The organism is Vibrio hepatarius (assembly GCF_043642085.1).
Lineage (GTDB): Bacteria > Pseudomonadota > Gammaproteobacteria > Enterobacterales > Vibrionaceae > Vibrio > Vibrio hepatarius_C.
The window spans coordinates 666,206-684,698 of record NZ_JBHZSA010000003.1 but is presented as its reverse complement, the minus strand read 5'-3'; the positions used below and the strand labels follow the sequence as shown (position 1 = coordinate 684,698).

The window sequence follows — 18,493 nt, the reverse complement described above, 5'->3', positions numbered from 1 at the left end:
ATCCCCACTAACTTTGTTAGTGGGGATTATCATACGTCCCGAGGATCATTCAAGTCTCTAAACCGATCGGCATTAGATGAATATCATCGGGCGTTTTTCTTTTTTACTGTTTATCCATTGGCGATTGTGAGAAGTCAAGCTTCTGTTCGGTGGAAGCCTGTTCAGGTTCGACTGGCTCCACTCGCTCTATCGACGGCTCCTCAAGCAGCGTACCATTTTCATCAATTGGGATTTTACGCTTATACAGTTTATTCAATGCTTTGATGATTGAATGCTTGCCAACTTTGTTCTCTCGAATCTTTTTCAGCATAGGTTTAGATAAGCTTTGCAGACCAACCACTGTATCTACGCCAATTTGTAGCGCAACCTGATCGCGCAGTACTCGTGACGGCTCATGACCGAGTTGAGCAGCAAGGAACAACCAAATGTAGCTGAGTGAATTTCCGTTAGGCTTCTGCCCCATCCATACTTCACCCGCTTTATACATCGCTTCTAGATGGCCTTTTTCTGCAGCTCGCTCTAACCAGTAACAGCCTTGAGCAAAGTTACTCGCTACACCAACACCATTAATATAATTCAAGCCTAGCTTCATACGACCTTCGTTGCTTTTTAGCTCGGTTGCCCGGCGGTAGTACGCAGTCGACATGTTAGGATCATTGCTGTTTTCAGGTGAAAACCAGTCGCCCAGAAACACAAGCGCATCAACATAGTTTTCTTTCGCGGCTTGTTCCATTACAGAGATAGCCTTTGGCGTATTGACCTCTGTTCCTCGTCCGTGAATCAAGGCTTGCGCCATTTCGAACTTATGCGGCAAACTCCCTTCAGAGGCATTGATGCACGTCTGCCAGAACTTCGCCTGTTCTTTTAGGACAACATCTTGCTGCATTTTGTTACTAATACGAACAACACCGTACATTCCTGTCACGCTGTCGAGCTTGGCAGCTTTGGTATACCAATAGATAGCTTCTTTGATGTTTTTGCGTTCAGCTTCTTTGGCAAGATAAAGAATCGTCGGGATATCACCGCCTTCAGCTTTTATCACGCGCTCTTCTTGTTCTTGGCGGCGATTTCTCTCTACCGCTTTACGAAAAGCGATCGCTTTCTGCTTGCGCTCTTGCTCTAACCGTTTCTTTCTAAGCGAAAGAGCAAGCATCCACATAAACATACCCAATAAAAGCAACCCTGTTGCTCCAATGGCAATCCCAATTATATTCATTCGTACTCTTGTCGTTATACTTTACCGTTTACATTTCTGTATCGGCAGCAGGCTCAAATCATTAAGGATTTTCATCATACCCTATATCAGAAATCGACGCACAAATACCAACGCGACTCTTTAATATTGGTGTATAGCCTTCTAAAAATGCAAAAAATCCGAGCTAAGCTCGGATTTCTTTTGATTTAAGTCGCATCAACTCGTCCTAGGACTCAGGGAATTCCCCTTTCGTTGCTTGGCTACCAGCACTCGCAACCCAGTGCTCATTCGGATCAAACGCTTCATCGCATAGATCAATAGAATAACCCATTTCAAGCACTTCTTTTATGGTTAGGTTATCAGCAACTTGTGTTTTCTCACCACGCTCATTTCGTAATTCCATCATGCGCTCCTTATCAAAATGAGGATTCTCACTAATAAGTTTAGTCGAGATTCCCTTTTAACAGAGCTTAGAAAAGGCTCTACAGGGTAAATTTTTGCTGCAGTGAACAGAACTGCAAACCATCAATAAGCGACCCTGCATGAGCTAAGCTGTCGTCATCAAACTGAACACCATATTTATGATAGTGAGAGGTTTTCGATACATTCTTCACGATAGCCGTTAGAACCTTGCCTTCACTTTCATCGCTATTTGCATCAATAGTCAGTTCTATTACAGAGCCCTGGCGATAGCTTGTTTTCGTACGATCAACCACGATCAAACAGCCATGTTGCGAAATATCTCTGATCTGACATGGATACTTATGCTTGTTAGGTGAGAGAACGCCATCGAGACTGATTTCTAAACGAGCGCTTGCTCTTAGACCGACAACAACCTGAGTCGATTTTGGCACACTGATTAGCAGTAGCTCCGTATCACCACCATTGAGTACGTATTCAATTTTACTCTTAAAGTAAACACGTGCCCCCTCGCCTTTTGAAGAAATCACACACGCCTTGATGGAATAGCCTCGCTGCATAAACAACGACATTTCCTTAGCTGTAACGGTTGGCATCTCAAGCAGCAGGACATTGTTTGAATGCAGGCCCACGTACTTGGTGCGGCATCTCAGCACTTTCCCTGTTGGAGTGGTTACGATACAAGCAACTTCACATAAAGGGAGTACATCTTGAAATGCATCTTCACCATAACGGATTGACGTCGATTGATCCGCAGTGTGTTGCTCTGGTTGCGCATCTTCCGCAGCGAGGTCGATACTCTTCAGATTCTTGTTTTCAGCTAGTCCTGCCATAATTGACCTTTATGCAAATAATTCAGTATGTGCTTTATAATAGTTGAGAACTCACTCGAAAAGTCTACAGATCACAATTGGCAAAATTAACACTTAATAAATTGTAATTAGACTCAAATACTTAAAGCCAAATTTAGAACACCAATCACTCAAGATAGAAAATAGTGAGCGAATCAATAGTTCCTCAATGACCATATAGTGTTAATGGTTATCATGAATCTAACCAACATTGCTGACAATGCGACTTTCGTTTAGTACTTCCACAGTAAGTCTAGTAAATGAGAATGAAATGGCATCAAAACAGACAGAGCTAAAAGAAGAGACGGCTTGTGAGGATAAGATTTAAATTCAAAGAAACAAAAACAGAGCGACTAGGGCTCTGTTTTATAATAGTCATTTACGTAAAGACCCTCTTTGAGACAGAGGATATTTCCGAACAACTTACTCAGCGCTTAGATACTCGCATAAGTAAGCAGTCGACACTGCCACTTGTAGATCAAACGACGAATTCGCTTCTACATTAAATGACTCACCTGCGTTGTAAGTCACCCACTGTTCTTCACCTGCTTTTTTAACAGTCAAAGCGCCTTTTACTACAGTCATGCGCTCTGCCGCAGCCGTACCAAAAGTGTATTCACCCGCAGCCATAACACCGACGCTAGAGTCACCATCTTGTTGTGTAAAACCTAACGACTGAACTTGTCCTTCAAAATAGCTGTTCGCTTTGATCATCCTTCTCTCTCCTTGGAGCAAATATTTTTCAACGATCGTTTTATACGAACTGGGGCCATTCAGCAATAGATAATTTTCACCACGTTCGGGGGGCAACTTTATGATTTATAGATAAAAGGGCGGGTGTCTAACGAAAAATAGCAGCTTGTTAGCAGAATGTGTGATCATCAACTAGTCATTTACTCAAATGAAAAAGTTCGTCTGTTGCTCCATAACAGGCTAAATGAGCACTAAACTATAATGAAACAAACGAATTCCTGCACCTAAGTTTGGGCTGGGGTTCAACATTCTGTAGGCTAAAACTGCGTTAGTACTCAATATCCTACAGTCTGACTGGTGTTATTACTACATAACCTACAACCTTTACTGTTACCAAGCATCGAAAATTAATGGGATAGTCCCTGCTGTTATGACTAAAACTTCCGCCTTTAAAACTGTTGCCATCCTAGTCTTTCTTCTATTACTGCTAGGATTTTCTAGCCTGATTTATTTTAGTTATCAAGACTATGTGCACCCAAAACATGTTTATGGCCGCTGGATAGAAGTGGGAGCGCCCCCATATCAAACAGAAGTACTGACGCTCAATTCCCAAGGGGTGTTTCGTAATAACCGATTAGTATCTACACAGTTTGAGTTCGATGGTAAGCGAGTAACGGTACATACAGGTAGCGGAAGAGCCATCTATCAAATCGCAGGAACCTTTGATTCACCCCAGCTTAGGCGTCTTGAACCCAATAGCCCGACACAGAGGTTCATTAAAGAGGGATATGAAAACACAGTGGATATGCAAGGAGGAGGTGCTGCTAAGCATCGCCGAGCAGCACTCTCGGATCATTTTGGCAATAAATAACGCCCTATTAGCCCGTCAGAACCACACCTTCTGGGTGTTTCACTAAGGTCGGTTCAGGTCTAGCAAGCATGTAGGCAAGTGTTAACGGCCCGATACGACCAATCGTCATCACAACAATCATAATGTACTTGCCGGGCTCAGACAGTTCGGCTGTCAAACCTGCGGTCAGGCCAACGGTCGCGAACGCTGAAATCGTTTCAAATAGAACTTTATCAAAACTCGCGTTTTCCGTGAGCATCAACAAGAACATGGCAATCGTTAGGATTGCCCCACTAACAACAATAATCGCCAGAGACTTTGTCACCACTGGCCAACCAACGGTTCGTTTAAACATCACCACATGTTTTTTCTGCCTTAAAAAGGCCCATGTTGCAACAAACGCCACTACGAAGGTAGACACCTTGATACCACCACCTGTAGAGGTCGATCCCGCACCAATCAGCATCAACATGATCATCACTAATAACGCAGGTTGAGTGTACAACGCTAAATCAACACTGTTAAAGCCTGCGGTACGTGCGCTCGCGGATTGGAAGAAGGCTGCTAGCCACTGCCCACTTGGCGTTAAACTTCCCATGGTAGCTTGGTTGTCTTGTTCTAACGCCCAAAACAACAAGGTGCCAATAAGCAGCAATGTAGGTGTAGCCACTAACATGATTTTGGTATGTAGCTGAAGGGCTCTAAAACCGCGTCGCCAGTTTGTCGAAACGTCACCAACCACCGTGAAGCCTAAACCGCCGAAAATGAATAAGCCCGCTAGCGTTAAAATAACGATTGGATCTTCAACAAAGCTCATCATACTGTCTGAAAACAGGGCGAAGCCCGCATTGTTAAACGCAGAGATAGCATGGAAAATCGCGTAGAATAGCCCATCACTCCAGCCCATTTCTGGCACCCAACGGTAGGCAAGTACCATAAAGCCGATCGTCTCCGCCACACAGGCAAAGATAATAATGCGCTTAACGAGGCGACGAAGGTTAACGCGTCGGTCTTGTCCCAATGCGTCTTTCGCTAGCGCTTGTTGCTTTAAGCTTAAGCGCACACCAAACATATACAGTAAAACCGCAGAGAGCGTCATCTGCCCCAAGCCACCAATCTGCATCAACAGCATCAGTAGAATTTTACCAGCGATAGTGAAGTGTTCTCCGGTATCAACGACGCCTAAACCAGTTACACTGATAGCCGAGGTTGCAGTAAACAGAGCATCGGTAATCGATAGCCCAGTGACTGAAAAAACTGGCAGCGTGAGCAACACTGCAGACGGGAGAAGAACACCCAAAAAGCTGAGTAAAATGACTCTCGGTTCAGAGCCTTTACGCTGCTTTTTGTCAGAATCTAACGCATAGAATGTGTCGGTGCGAGAAAACGGAGTCATAATGAACTCAATTTCTTAGCCAAAATATCACGGGGGCCAGCAATGATGATCAAATCACCAATTTCAAGTCTCTTCTCGTAGTCAGGCATCTTTTTGATCTCAGGGCCTCGTTTAAAACCTAGTACTTGCACATCTTGCTCTTTGCATAGCGCGAGATCGCCCAGCGTTTTGCCCATAAGCTGCGAACCAACAACAATTTCTGTCATCGCTAAATCAGAACCTAGCTCTTGGAATTCGAGAACACGTTTATCCAACATTTTCCTCGCAACCCGAATCCCCATATCTCTTTCAGGCAAGATCACGTGGTCAGCACCAATTTTGTGGAGAATTTTTGAGTGGAACTTATCGTTCGCTTTCACCCAAACGTTTTTTGCTCCGGCTTCTTTAACCACCAAAGTGCTTAAAATACTGGCATTGACGTCAGCACCAATTGAGACCATGACCATGTCGTAGTCACTTAAACGAAGCTCTGCCACTGTTTCTTCATTGGTACAATTGGCTACTAGCGCTTGACTAACAAAGCTCGCTGCGACTCTTACTCTTTCTTCATCAAGATCAACGGCAAGAACCTCTGCTCCTGCTTGCTGAAGCTCTTTACATACAGAAAGGCCAAATCGACCTAGTCCAATTACAGCAAACTGTTTATCGGCTGATTTCATCATTGTTCCTATTTTCGATAGGGGGAGAGAAGCGTCAAAGTGTGCGCCTGTCGATTTCGGTTATCAAACTTAATCCAAAATCTTGACACAGTTTTAACCTTGTTCAATATACCAACAAGCGCTCTTCAATAAAGAGACTAGTGCGGGTATAGGCAAAGACTTATACTTGGGCTACAAAATAATGAAATCGAATTGAAAAATGAACGACTTACTCACCTATTTACCTCCATCTATTGCTGAGATGCTAAACACCTGGGATACCAATGTTCTGTTCATCACCATTGCCAGTCTACTGGTGTGGATTGCATGGCGTATTATTTATGGCCGTTTAGAAATATTGGTGAGTAAGACTCAGTTCCACTGGGATGACCTTACTTTAGCGGCACTTAAAACGCCCATCAGTACGCTTATCTGGTGTTGGCCTGGCACCATATCCGCTGGTTTTTTACTGCAAGACTACATGGGCTCTAAGCTCAACTGGCTGAGCACCCTCAAACTGATACTCGTCATAGGGATCTTTGTTTGGATCACTATGCGTTTAATCAACAATATTGAAGAGTACGTACTTGCCAATCAGAACCGCGACGAAACAACCGTTCAAGCCGTCGCTAAGGTAGCAAGGTTGTTCTTTATCGTCATTGGTGCTCTGACGGTAATGCAGGCATTTGGCCTAAGCCTGTCTGGTCTGCTTACTTTTGGTGGTGTCGGTGGTTTAATTGTCGGTCTCGCGGCGAAAGACCTACTGTCCAACTTCTTTGGTGGCATGATGATCTACTTCGACCGTCCGTTTAAAGTCGGTGATTGGATCCGCTCCCCTGATCGTCAAATCGAAGGAACCGTTGAAAGAATTGGTTGGCGCATGACCATCATCCGCACATTTGATAAAAGACCGATCTACGTACCCAACTCTGTTTTCAGTAGCATAGTGGTAGAGAACCCTTCTCGAATGCTCAACCGACGTATCAATGAAAATATCGGTATTCGTTATCAAGACGGAGCAAAGGTAGAGCTGATTGTGTCTGAAATTAAAGCGATGCTAGAAAACCATAGCGATATTGATACCAAACAAACGCTAATCGTTAACTTTAACGGCTTTGCACCGTCTTCATTGACCTTACTGGTGTATACCTTTACCAAGACAGTTAACTGGATTCGCTACCATGAAGTGAAGCAAGATGTGCTGCTAAAAATCTATGAGATCATCCGCTCTCACGGCGCTGACATTGCCTTCCCTACACAGACTATTCAACTAGAACCACAAAAGGCTGGTGAAGTTGAAGTTCCACCAGCCTTAAACTAATCAAGTAATCATGCAGTAGCCAGTGCTCTGGCTACTGCAGTGCCACTTCACGCTCAACCGTGTCTTCCACTTTCTCGGCAGCGAAATAGAGCCAAATCATGGCAATACACACCACGAAGCACAATCCAAACAACCAAGTAGAACCAAGCCATTCAATCATCGCGCCACCGACAAGTGGGCCGATAGCAAAACCTAACGTGTAGATACCTGTCGCTCCAAAATAAGAGCCTCGCAGATGAGATGGGGCTAAACGGTCGATTTGTACGTTGATGGTTGGGAAGGTAATCACTTCACCAACACTAATAATGAAACACGCGATTGCCCAGCCAACTGCTGAATCATTTGGTGACACAATAAAGGCTAATTGACCAATCGCAATCGCCACCATACCAATACGTGTACGGGTAAATAGCGGGAAAGACTCCATCAATTTGAGCAGTGGAAATTGGAGTGTGACGATAGTGGCAGTGTTAACGAACATCAGCATCGCAATTAACGTCGCAGCATCCGCAATGCCGCTGCGCACAATCACTTGTGGTACCGATGACTCAAGCTGAGCGTATACAAACATCAGCAGTAAATTAGCCACCAACAACAAAATGAAAATTTTATCTTGGCTGATGACTTTAAGAGTTTGACGAAAGTTTGGCAGTACCGACGATTCTTTGATCTTGTCTCGCAAAGACTGTTTTCGTTCAATCCCAAAGATAATCCAAAGGGTGTAAGCTAGGTGAGTAAGACCTGTCACTAGGAATAAGCCTTGTGGATTGGCCAGTGCCAGCGTGACACCCAGCAATGGGCCAATAGCACCACCAATATTTAAGACAAAGTAACGGATGTTGAGGGCAAGTTCTCGGTCTTTATGATCTGCAAGGGAGTCACCTAATACAGCTTTCGCAGGGCTGTCGATCAGTGGGTGCATTAATCCCGTCATAAGAACAAGGATGTAGAACTGCCACATTTGATCAGCAAGTCCAATACCAGTGTAAGCGAAGAAAGCGATCACACAGCCCGTCACCATTAGCCATTTACGGCCAAACTTGTCTGACAAATAGCCGGAATAAAGCCCAACGCCAGATCCCAATAATGAAGCTGCTGCTAGCATGGAACCGACTTCAATCGCACTGGCTCCGTAATCTTGATATAAGAAAACCACTAAGAAAGGCCAAGCCATGAAAAAACTAGTCCGAGCAATCAGCACGCCGACCAGCACAGTCCAAACAGGAAGATTAAACCTTTGTACCCGTTCCCACTGGAATAAGCTTTGCTCCTTATTCATAAAATTACCTTCCCTAGCCATATTGTTATCTATTTGTTATGCAACAGTATACTTTTGGTGGATATGAATGAAAGGGATTATCAAAAAATGCACGCAAAAAGCGGGCAAATAATGAAAAGGCATTAAGTTATTAAAAAATAATCTAGTTTTTCGGCGTCATGGATAGGTTTGCTATTCAAGAAAGTAAACGATGGTGTATACTTTAGTTACTCTGAATTCAAAAGGAAACGCCATCGTTTACTTTATCTATTCTGGAATATGAGCAATGATAAAAAGAAGTGATATAAAACAAGAAGATATCATCAAATCCGCCATCGAAGTTTTTTCTAAAAAAGGCTTTGAGCAAGCCAGTATGGAAGGTATTTCTAAGCAAGCAGGCGTATCAAAACGCACGCTTTACAAATACTACCCAAACAAAGATGCTCTCTTTGAGGTGATTATCGATAAGCTCATGTGTCGTTTTGATGACCATTATGAGGTCGAGTTTGACCCTTCTGTGTCTATTGAGGAGCAGTTAACTGAATTAACGCTCAAGCAGATGTGTTACATCAATAATGAAGATTTTCAAATCACCGCACGCTTGGTGATGGCTGAGTGCATTCGCTGCCATGAAACCTCTAAAGTTCTGGTGTCAAAGTTCGAATCAATTGAAGATTCTTACGGACTGCAAAAATGGGCTCAGCAAGGAATTGATGCGGGTGCACTGGAAATAGCCAATATTCCACTGACAATTGAACAGTATATTGGCAGCATTAAAGCGATCATTTTCTGGCCGCAATTGATCACTCATACTCCTCCACCAAGCTGTGAACAAGTCAAAGCCACGATTGATCACGCTGTGATGAGTTTCGCTGCAACGTACAAAACGAGCTAGATTCGTTGCGCTAAAAGAAAAAAACGCCCCTGATGGGGCGTTTTGTATTTTAGTTATTATCGTGAATCATCACGTGCTCGAGTAACGATGAAACCATGTCTTCGTGGGACATACCACTAAAACCACTATCAAGCTGGTGAACAAGGTTCTCAACTAAGATACCTTGAGCGTCAGTCCCTTCTCCTTGCGGGTGAATACGTAACTCAACGTTATCGCCATCTACCTGTACGTCGAGGTGCTTCAGCAGTTCATCCATATTCACTGAACCGGATTTAAGCTCAGGTAGTATTTCACGCAGATCGATTTTATCCCCTTCACTGATGTTAAAATCTTTAATGGTATCCAATGAGCCATCATCAATTTCGTTCCAGACAAAGGTGTCCATACCGGTGCCACCGACAAGAATGTCAGAACCCAGACCACCTTCAAGGATATCGTCACCGTCACCGCCCATTAGAGTGTCGTTTCCAGCTCCGCCAAATAGCACATCATTACCGCTGCCTCCGACTAACAAGTCATCTCCAGTGCCAGACGTTAACTCACTATTTTCGCCTTCACCGTGGAGCTGAATATCGTTGACCTCAGCGCCTTTATCAATTGTGTCCGCATCAGATACCACAGCAAAATTGACCGTTATCGGGTCGGATTTTGCTTCATCACCATTAGACTCCGTCGACGTCGCTCGTAAGGACAAGCTGTGCTCACCAACACTCGCCCCTTCTATTTTCAGGTCTGAAATAGAAGCCGCAGGTACCAGCCATACATCCTCAGCGGCATCGTAACTGATTCCACTGACTGAACTTGTTAACGTACCGCCAGCAGGCACACCGTGAACTTCAAGTGCCAACACTTCCGTCGAGTCAGTTAACGCCGCCATTACCCCTATTAGTGCAATTCCACTGTTACTTGCAGCCAAGCTTGCAGTGATGTTGCGAACGTGATTTACACTCGGATCAATAGCTAACGTCGGTGCATTAGCTACAGGCGTAACCGCTATAACATGGCTTTGTGGCTCAGCTTCTAGGGCTAAACCTGAAGGGTTGTAGCTATCTTTAGCCGTCACATCCAACTGAATCTCGTCTGTTGGTGCTAAGCTCGCATCTAAGTACAAGCCATTCGGCGCAGTTGGCGTATCAAGTAAGGCATTCAATTCACTTAGCGTGCCCGTTAAGGTTAAGCTACCACTGCCCTCACCCGTAACTAATACTGAAGAACCAGCAGGTTTCTGGAGTGAGAGAACACCGTAATCGACCGTAATCGTCACTGTCATTGGGTCATCGGCATGACTACCAACGTAATCAACATCCGATACGTTAATCCCACTGATCAGTTGATCCGCCGACTCTGCAATGCCCGTGGTGATATCATCAATATCGATAATTGGCTTATCGTTGACATCAAGTACATCAAAGGTGATCTCACCGCTATCGGTCAGGAAGTCATCAGCACCATTGGTGGTGCCATCATCTTCGATCACATAGGTAATAGTTACTTTGCCATGGAAGTTTGGCGCAGCGTTGAATGTCCAAGATTGACCATCTGGGTTGAGAGTCAACGTGCCTTGCTCTGCAGGTACCGAGATAGAATCAACCGTTAACGTATCACCATCAATATCTGAACTTGCCGCAATAATCTGTGCCATTGTGATTTGGGTTGAGCCATCCTCATCAATATCATTGAGAGTAAGGTCTCCCGCAACAGGCTGATCATTCACTTCACTCACATTAATCACAAATGTGGTTTGATTGGTGGATGACGTGCTTGGATCCGCTGGGTCTACAGCGCCATTATTGCCACCATCATCGACAGTAGCTGTCACCGTTACTGGGCCGCCAGAATTAAGATCATTGCTGTTCGCATCAGGCCTGAAGATAACATTACCCGCAGTAAGCGCACTGTTAATGTCTGCTAACTTGCCAGTTAGAACCAAGCTACCATCAGGCTGCAACTCGAAATTAACACCAGTAAAGTCTCTGAACTCTAAGAAGCCCTTATCGGCTTGCAGTGTTAAGGTGTATTCAGCGTTAGGGTCATCGTATTCGACATCGATATCAGCAATGGTGAAATTGTTGATTGGCAGGCCATCAATGACATCTTCGCTGGTAGCCAGATCAGACACACCAACAAAAGTTGGTTGGTCGTTAACCGGGTCGATGACTAACTCAACATCAAACTCGCTCTTAGGTCCTAAGTACTCTGCACCACTTGCGTCTTTATCAACGCTTTGCACTGCAATATGGATTGGACCATCAATACCTTTGATGTTGCCATCGTCCGTGTTGTGCTCACCCGAGTTAAAAATAATCTTATCGAGGCTATTTTTGTCGATATCGAGTGTCCAAGTTTTGGTCGCTTCATTATAGTTAGCTAGCGTCACCCCATCTGGATAGTAGATAAGGGCATCAGCCGGAACATTCGTCACTTCAACGCGTAACGTTTCTGGCGCATTCTCGCTATAGGTTCCGCTACCAGACGCAGATAAAGCATCATCAACCACAGACGCGTTAATATCGATATCGACATTTTGCCCTTCAGTACCCGTTGCTTTGTCAGTTGGATCCACATCGATGGCATCACCGACAGGCGTCACGGTCAGTTTAAAGTTCGGCAGATTGGCCGCTTCTGTCGGCACACCCAATAGATCTTCTTGGGTATAAATCGTAATGCCGAACTCTGCTGTACCACTGAAGTGTTTTGGTGGCTGAACGAAAATATCATCTAAGCTCAAAGACGTATCAGAGCCAGAAGGAAGCTTAACGCTCCACTCACCATTACCATTGTTTTTAACTACATATCCGCTACCTGGCTCCGCACCTAGTAAGAATCCGTCTGGTACATTGGTAAATTTGATCGAAACAAAGCTCTCTGAACCATCGTTGTCCGTTAGCTCGATCGAAATTGGATCGCCAGCGCTACCCAGTGAAATTTCGGTATCTTCTAAGCCCACTACTTCAATCGTGTCACCACTTGCACCTGGCCCAGATACAATCACATTGTCGACCACAGGCTCAACCTCAAAGCTGACGGTGTCTTCAAATGGTTTTGAATGCGAGGCAGAGGTCTCTGAGCCTGAAGCATCGAATACCGCGGTATCTGTGATAGTCCCGGACACCTTAATATTGATCGTGTTACCACTGTCTTTGGTTGGATAATTGGAATCCGGTCTAAACAAAATATTGTCTAGCGCACCATTTTCGATCTCGGTTTGATTGAAGGTCAGTTGTGTACCTAAAGGTTGACCTGCTGAGTTATAAAACTGCCCCGGAGTGCCATCTTCAATCGTCAATGTGATCGACGATATCACTTCTGTACCACCTTCATTGTGGGTATCAGAGCTAGAGACCTTATCACCCAATGTGTAATCTAGATTGAGTTTGATAAAGCTATCTTCAAAGCCCTTAACATCACCGCCGGTTTGATCAATTGGATTCATAGAATCATCAAGCGACTCGACAATATCGAGTGACAACTTCGGATGCTCATCAGAAACATCGGCGATAGGATCAACTTGAATCGTCACCGAATTCTCTGTTGTCACATTGTGACCCGACTTGGTATCCGTCGTGATGATGGTAATCGGCAATTTGAAGTCACCTGAATAGTCTTTAGGTAAGGTAAGCTGTAACCCATCTAACGAGCTGATAACACCATTGTCTAACGTCGCTTCAAACACGTATTTACCATTGGTAAAGTCGACATTCGAACCTGATATACCAATCGAGAAAGTTTGACCGTTTTCAATAAACTGATCATCAATGATAATCGTTACTTTATCCGGGTTGTTATCCCCTCCGCTTACCTTAAGTAAAGGTTCGAGTAGCGTGCCAAGGTCCAACACCGTATCTTCGGTCGCATCCAATACACTATTGTCAACGATATCAATCTGCGCTGCGGTGTGGTTAATCGTCTTAATATGCTCAGGGAATGAGAGAATCACTGACGTCTCTCGCTCAGCAATGATACCTGGCGATCTGTTCGGGTCGGCATCATCCCCCTGATCAGCCACCTGAGCGAAAATCGTTAAGCCTATATCACTGAAAGCTTGATTGTTATTGTCAGTGTTGTCGTTTGGCGTTAAATCCAAACCAGCAGGTGCGGTAATGCTGAACTCACTCTCGTCAACGATAATCCAGCGACCGTTTCCTTCATAAACCGCACCTGTAACAAACAGTTGATTCATAATATCAGGGTGGTCGTTATCAAACTGAATCACTAATTGGGTAACAAGCTCAGTAGACTCGTAGTCTGTATCGGTCGCATCGGTTTCTTGATAACGGATCACAAATTCATTGTCTAAGGCACTTTTTACCGTATTCGTAGTGAAAAGAATGGTGCCCGTTTTGTCATCGGCAACAATCTTGCTGTCCACACCACCGACAACCACACTATTTTCGTTTTCCACTACTAGTTTGTTGTTGTCATCAGCCGTTTCAACAACCGGTGTCACGTTCACATTAATGGTACCGTTGATTGTTGCCGTCACTCGACCACCTTCACCCACGATATCATCACTGGTGTGTTCATGGTCGCGCTCTTCAACTTCGACCACGGTCGTCAACTGAAAGTTAGTGCTCGAGTCTTTTGGTGGCGTGATTTGGATAAAGTTATCCTGAAGCGCAATTTGCGTGAAATCAGCTGGCAGCTGACCATCCAACGGGGTCACGGTGAGTGTCCCTGTCGCACTGTCAAAGCTCCACTCAACGTTGCCATTAACATCTACTGTTGCACCTTCAGGAACGCCACTAATGACAATCGAAGTGAAGTGCTCATCAGAATCCGGATAATCACTTTGACCTTTCGGATGCCAATCAATGTTAATCGCACTATCTTCGTAACCTGTAGAAGCGTTGGTGTAAGTTGCAGATGTATCAATCACTGGCTCTACTTCGATACGAATCTCACGTTCAAATGTACGCGAGTGTCCATCATCTTCAGTCACGATCAGGGTTTCTTTGATATGGATATTTTCCGTTGAAGACGCAACTGGGCGAATGATAATGCCAGATGACATGTTTACATCGGTCATATTCGCTTCGTAGATCGGGTTACCCTGCGCGTCATAGCCCGCAAAGTTAAGGTTAACCACGTTTCCATTGCCATCTTCTATCACCACACCTTCCGGAATGTTAGAGAGTAGAACGGTTATCGATTCCGAGCTATCCGATGGACGCTCAGCGTACTCACCCGATACGACAGAGAAATTTAAAACGGCGTGGCCATCTTCCTGAATTTTTGTCTCTACGCCCGAAATATCGCCATCTTCAAAAGGAGTCCAATCATCGGTATTACCCGTATTGTTCTGCGGTGTATCGGCTACACCCGTAACTTCAACGTTAACGGTTTTAGTCCCTAAGACTTCTTCATCAACATGAGTCACCCCACCGGATAACTGCGCGGTATCTTTCACCACACCAGTGACATCAAAGGTAAAGTCTTTATTGCTGTGCAGATCAGGAATGACTTCAACATTGCTCAACTGGTCGTAAGGGATTTCTTGGTAAGTAACACCGTCCACTGTTACGGTCGAGATCTGACTGTCGCCGTCACCCACCCATTTTATTGTCGCCCCTTCAGTAATATCCGATATACGCACATGTAGTGTTTCAGAGCCGTCGCTATCCAACGAAGGCTGCATTTGAATCACTTCATCGAGCGTAAATGGGTCGTAGTTAGACTCCGATGGGTCAGCATCTGGATCGGCAATATTATCTTCATTGATCTTAATTCGGCTGACACTAAAGCTGCCTGCATCGGCATCCGGCGTGACATCAATAATAAGTTCTTGTGGTTCTGATCGAGCTGCTGACTTATCTACCGTTCCTTCGTTGTACGGATTATCTGTTTCTGCTGTCACAGCCACGGCTTCAAAACGAATTTGCCCTGAGAAGTGCTCATTCGGTTTGACTTGAATCGAGTTAATATCTGCCGAAGAAATCGTGTATATACCACCTACCGGAGTCAATGGTTGGCCATTACTTCCAAGCAACTCAAACTCACCGTCACCTTGAATGACTTTTAACTCATACGTGATGGTTTCTGGATTGCTGGTGTCTAACGTACTGGCGTCCAGCTTAATTTGAACATTGCCATCATCTTCTGCCACTTGATATTCATATTGGCTGTCAGAGTCATTCCATGTCGCAATATCAGCAACACTTTCAATCTCAATATTAAAACTAGAGTCAAGGGTATGATCTATGGTGCCATGATTATCAATTTGTAGCTGATAGTTAATTTCAACACCTTTACCACCTGTCGAGAAGTTACGATCTGGAACAAAGTAGAGGTTATCAATCGTCGCAATGGTATAGTTGCCATTTTGCGTAAAGCTTTGCTGTAGTACAGAGCCATCAAAGATGATATCTCCAGAAGCATTAGGTTCTAGCTTGTAAAACACGCCGTTATCTTCGTAATAGAAGGTTCCTCGGTGATTACCCGCTTCGATGGTCAACTGACCAATATCTTCTGCGTTATCTCTATCAAACAGATCAACAGATAGCTCGACCTTAGCTGGTGAGTCCGCTAAGTCGCCTTGATTATCTTGTGCATTTTCCCACTCTGGCGCATCGCCCGGAGCATAGTTGATTGAAGAATCGCGTCCCGCATCTTCAAAGGTCGTAACCTTAAGCGCAATTGGCTCTGCTTCATGGTCAGTAATAGAGATATTTAGCGGCACCACTGAGGTATCTTTATCGCCGTCCGTCGCGGTGATATTGACCGTGAAGTTGATTTCTTCACCGCTGTGCTCAAGATCTTTAGCAGCAGCGAAGGTCACTTGACCATCAGAGTCAACAACCAACCAACCTATATGTCGCTGGGTAACCTGACCATCTGAACCGGTAGTCTGCTCGAAAACGAACAGGTCTTGAGAGCCTAGGCTCAAATCTACAACGCTGGTGTAGCCCCCATTACCATCACCAAAGACGATTTGCGCACCATGGCTGTCTTGGGTACCTTCAATCTGGGTCAGAGAAGCATTGTCGGCACCTTTATCTGTCTGGTTGGCAAACATATTGACCGTACTACTCCAGCCTTCTCCCTCTTCAACTGTTAGCGACTGCTCCGTTAAGGTTGGGATATCGTCAACCACTCGAATAGGCAAAGTGATCACATTACTCTCATCACCATCAAAGTCAGTCGCTTTGATAGTGAAATCGATCTGAAGAGTGTTTTCTCCGTCACCAGCAAGGTGATCCAGGGAGTTAAGCAGTTCGAAACGGTAGCTATTGTCGGCCGTATCGAAAATGATGCTAAACACCGCATCACCGTTTGAGGTTTCAGCAGTGTAACTAAACTCGGTGCCATTTTGCGCAACTGGTCGCCATGAAAGATCTTCACCGCCACTGGTTAAACCTTCAAGAATCTTATCCGCATCAGTGAGTTCATATTTAACGACGCTATCCGCCCCTTCGGTTACGGAAAACGAACCGGAAACGTGAGTGCTCTGACTCTGGTCCGAACCCACTCCAGACAAATCATCTTCATCGACTTGTGTATCACCAGTAGTGCCAGTCAACGTTGGTTTGTCATCAGTCACTTCAATCGGTAAGCGAATTGACTGGGAAGCATCACCGTCGCGGTCAATTGCGACGACATCAAATGGGATAGTTAAGCTATCTTCACCTTGCGCGTGATCGAGCGCTTTAATTTGGCTGTAGATGTAACTACCATCGCTAAATAACTCAAGAGTAAAGACCACAACGCCATTCGCTACACCATGATAAACGGTCGGCCCAGTCGCGTTACTAACATCTTTAATCTCGACATCCACACCACCCGATTTCAGACCACTTTCAGAGGTATTGATATTGGTTAGCTCATACTTAACGACGGTATCAGCGCCTTGATTGGTATCGAAGGTGCCTGTTGCAAACGCCTGCCCCGGTGAAGAGCCGTTGATGGTATCGTCTTCGTTGACGATAAACGTGCTGCCATCACCAAAGCCATCAATGTTTGCCATATCATCGCCAACGTTAACCACTAGGTCACTGTTTGGCGACTTGTCGTTATCGCTGTCTACGGCATACACCGGAAGGTGAACGTCTAGGTTGTCTTGACCTTGAGCGCTGTGGTCAAGCTCTTGCAGCAAGGTAACGGAGTAGTTGCCAAGATTCGATTGATCTAACGTGATACTCAGTACATCAACTTGGCTAGTGACACCGTTTTCTGTCACCGTGATATAACCGCGATATACGCCACCCGAGCTCTCTTCTAAGATCACTCGCTGCCCAGCAGAGAAAATGCCATCTCCAGCTGCACGGCCATTAAATTCAGCGACATCAATCTTCAGTGCTGTGACGGTATCACTGCCTGTTTCAAAGGTGATGGTACCCGTCGCACTTGTCTCGGTTGAGCCGACACCTGAGCCATCACCCAAGCCCGCTTCATAGACGTTGGATTCAGTAATTTGCGTGATCACCGGATCCTTACCGTCGGTAATGGTCAGCTCTACCTGACTGGTTAAGCTGTCGCCGTCGTTATCCGTCACGGTCACAACAATGGTGTGCTTCACTTCATCACTTGAAGAGTGGTCTACATTGCTGTTTGGAATAAATGAGAGCGTGCCGTCTGGTGTGATAACCACTTTACCGTCGGTCACTGGGTATTCGGTTTTGCCTGATTCAAGAGTGTAAGGCGTGCCATCAAAAGTAAATGAGGTCACTTTACCTTGGTCTGCACCCGCTTCGGTCAGCACATCAATAATGTTGCTGTGCGCCGAGCTGTCGGTGTCAGGTTCAACCACACTGAGCGTGCCATCCGTCACCACTTGAATGTCATCGCCCACGTTGACCACTAGGTCACTGTTTGGCGACTTGTCGTTATCACTGTCTACGACATACACCGGAAGGTGCACTTCAAGATTGTCTTGGCCTTGAGCGCTATGGTCAAGCTCTTGCAGCAAGGTAACGGAGTAGTTACCAAGGCTCGATTGATCTAACGTGATACTCAGTACATCAATTTGGCTGGTGACACCGT

Annotated in this window: 11 protein-coding genes; 3 read left to right on the top strand and 8 right to left on the bottom strand. The window is 45.1% G+C overall.

What is annotated here, in order from left to right:
* Positions 1-103: 103 nt before the first annotated feature.
* From ACHUFZ_RS09210 to ppnP, 4 genes are all read right to left on the bottom strand, one after another.
* The gene (locus ACHUFZ_RS09210; protein ID WP_394126911.1) at positions 104-1,216 is read right to left on the bottom strand and encodes a tetratricopeptide repeat protein; all 1,113 of its coding nucleotides are present in this window, start codon (positions 1,214-1,216) and stop codon (positions 104-106) included.
* A 205-nt stretch (positions 1,217-1,421) separates the two neighbouring features.
* On the bottom strand, positions 1,422-1,601 hold the full coding sequence (locus ACHUFZ_RS09205) for a hypothetical protein (RefSeq protein ID WP_394126932.1): 180 nt from the start codon (positions 1,599-1,601) through the stop codon (positions 1,422-1,424).
* A 76-nt stretch (positions 1,602-1,677) separates the two neighbouring features.
* Complete coding sequence (locus tag ACHUFZ_RS09200) at positions 1,678-2,448, bottom strand: PilZ domain-containing protein (RefSeq protein ID WP_394126910.1); 771 nt, start codon at positions 2,446-2,448, stop codon at positions 1,678-1,680.
* Between the two features lie 441 nt (positions 2,449-2,889).
* Positions 2,890-3,180, bottom strand: a complete 291-nt coding sequence (gene ppnP, locus ACHUFZ_RS09195; protein WP_134836978.1) for a pyrimidine/purine nucleoside phosphorylase — start codon at positions 3,178-3,180, stop codon at positions 2,890-2,892.
* 409 nt (positions 3,181-3,589) lie between these two features.
* On the opposite strand from ppnP, the gene ACHUFZ_RS09190 reads away from it, so the two are divergent.
* Positions 3,590-4,030 (top strand): DUF2850 domain-containing protein, encoded by a 441-nt coding sequence (locus tag ACHUFZ_RS09190; protein WP_394126909.1) that lies wholly within the window; start codon positions 3,590-3,592, stop codon positions 4,028-4,030.
* Positions 4,031-4,037: 7 nt separating this feature from the next.
* On the opposite strand, the gene ACHUFZ_RS09185 is transcribed toward ACHUFZ_RS09190, so the two are convergent.
* A complete protein-coding gene (locus tag ACHUFZ_RS09185) occupies positions 4,038-5,405 on the bottom strand; it encodes a TrkH family potassium uptake protein (RefSeq protein WP_394126908.1) in 1,368 nt (455 codons plus the stop codon).
* On the bottom strand, positions 5,402-6,064 hold the full coding sequence (locus ACHUFZ_RS09180) for a potassium channel family protein (protein WP_394126907.1): 663 nt from the start codon (positions 6,062-6,064) through the stop codon (positions 5,402-5,404). The genes ACHUFZ_RS09185 and ACHUFZ_RS09180 overlap by 4 nt, the downstream gene beginning before the upstream one ends.
* A gap of 199 nt (positions 6,065-6,263) precedes the next feature.
* Here ACHUFZ_RS09180 and ACHUFZ_RS09175 point away from each other — a divergent pair, with 199 nt between their 5' ends.
* Positions 6,264-7,364, top strand: coding sequence for a mechanosensitive ion channel family protein (locus ACHUFZ_RS09175; protein ID WP_394126906.1), 1,101 nt, complete (start codon positions 6,264-6,266; stop codon positions 7,362-7,364).
* Positions 7,365-7,395: 31 nt separating this feature from the next.
* Here ACHUFZ_RS09175 and ACHUFZ_RS09170 read toward each other — a convergent pair whose 3' ends face one another.
* Positions 7,396-8,643 carry an MDR family MFS transporter gene (locus ACHUFZ_RS09170; protein ID WP_394126905.1) on the bottom strand — a complete coding sequence of 416 codons (1,248 nt, stop codon included), beginning with the start codon at positions 8,641-8,643 and terminating at the stop codon, positions 7,396-7,398.
* Between the two features lie 265 nt (positions 8,644-8,908).
* Between ACHUFZ_RS09170 and ACHUFZ_RS09165 the strand changes: the two genes are divergently transcribed.
* Positions 8,909-9,517, top strand: a complete 609-nt coding sequence (locus ACHUFZ_RS09165) for a TetR/AcrR family transcriptional regulator (protein WP_394126904.1) — start codon at positions 8,909-8,911, stop codon at positions 9,515-9,517.
* Positions 9,518-9,566: 49 nt separating this feature from the next.
* On the opposite strand, the gene ACHUFZ_RS09160 is transcribed toward ACHUFZ_RS09165, so the two are convergent.
* The coding region (locus tag ACHUFZ_RS09160) for a T1SS-143 repeat domain-containing protein (RefSeq protein ID WP_394126903.1) at positions 9,567-18,493 on the bottom strand (8,927 nt) is incomplete at its 5' end.

Excerpts from the sequence above, each read along its gene's own strand:
- ACHUFZ_RS09210 (WP_394126911.1), bottom strand. The coding sequence starts at position 1,216 with ATGAATATAATTGGGATTGCCATTGGAGCAACAGGGTTGCTTTTATTG.
- ACHUFZ_RS09205 (WP_394126932.1), bottom strand. The coding sequence starts at position 1,601 with ATGATGGAATTACGAAATGAGCGTGGTGAGAAAACACAAGTTGCTGAT.
- ACHUFZ_RS09200 (WP_394126910.1), bottom strand. The coding sequence starts at position 2,448 with ATGGCAGGACTAGCTGAAAACAAGAATCTGAAGAGTATCGACCTCGCT.
- ppnP (WP_134836978.1), bottom strand. The coding sequence starts at position 3,180 with ATGATCAAAGCGAACAGCTATTTTGAAGGACAAGTTCAGTCGTTAGGT.
- ACHUFZ_RS09190 (WP_394126909.1), top strand. The coding sequence starts at position 3,590 with ATGACTAAAACTTCCGCCTTTAAAACTGTTGCCATCCTAGTCTTTCTT.
- ACHUFZ_RS09185 (WP_394126908.1), bottom strand. The coding sequence starts at position 5,405 with ATGACTCCGTTTTCTCGCACCGACACATTCTATGCGTTAGATTCTGAC.
- ACHUFZ_RS09180 (WP_394126907.1), bottom strand. The coding sequence starts at position 6,064 with ATGAAATCAGCCGATAAACAGTTTGCTGTAATTGGACTAGGTCGATTT.
- ACHUFZ_RS09175 (WP_394126906.1), top strand. The coding sequence starts at position 6,264 with ATGAACGACTTACTCACCTATTTACCTCCATCTATTGCTGAGATGCTA.
- ACHUFZ_RS09170 (WP_394126905.1), bottom strand. The coding sequence starts at position 8,643 with ATGAATAAGGAGCAAAGCTTATTCCAGTGGGAACGGGTACAAAGGTTT.
- ACHUFZ_RS09165 (WP_394126904.1), top strand. The coding sequence starts at position 8,909 with ATGATAAAAAGAAGTGATATAAAACAAGAAGATATCATCAAATCCGCC.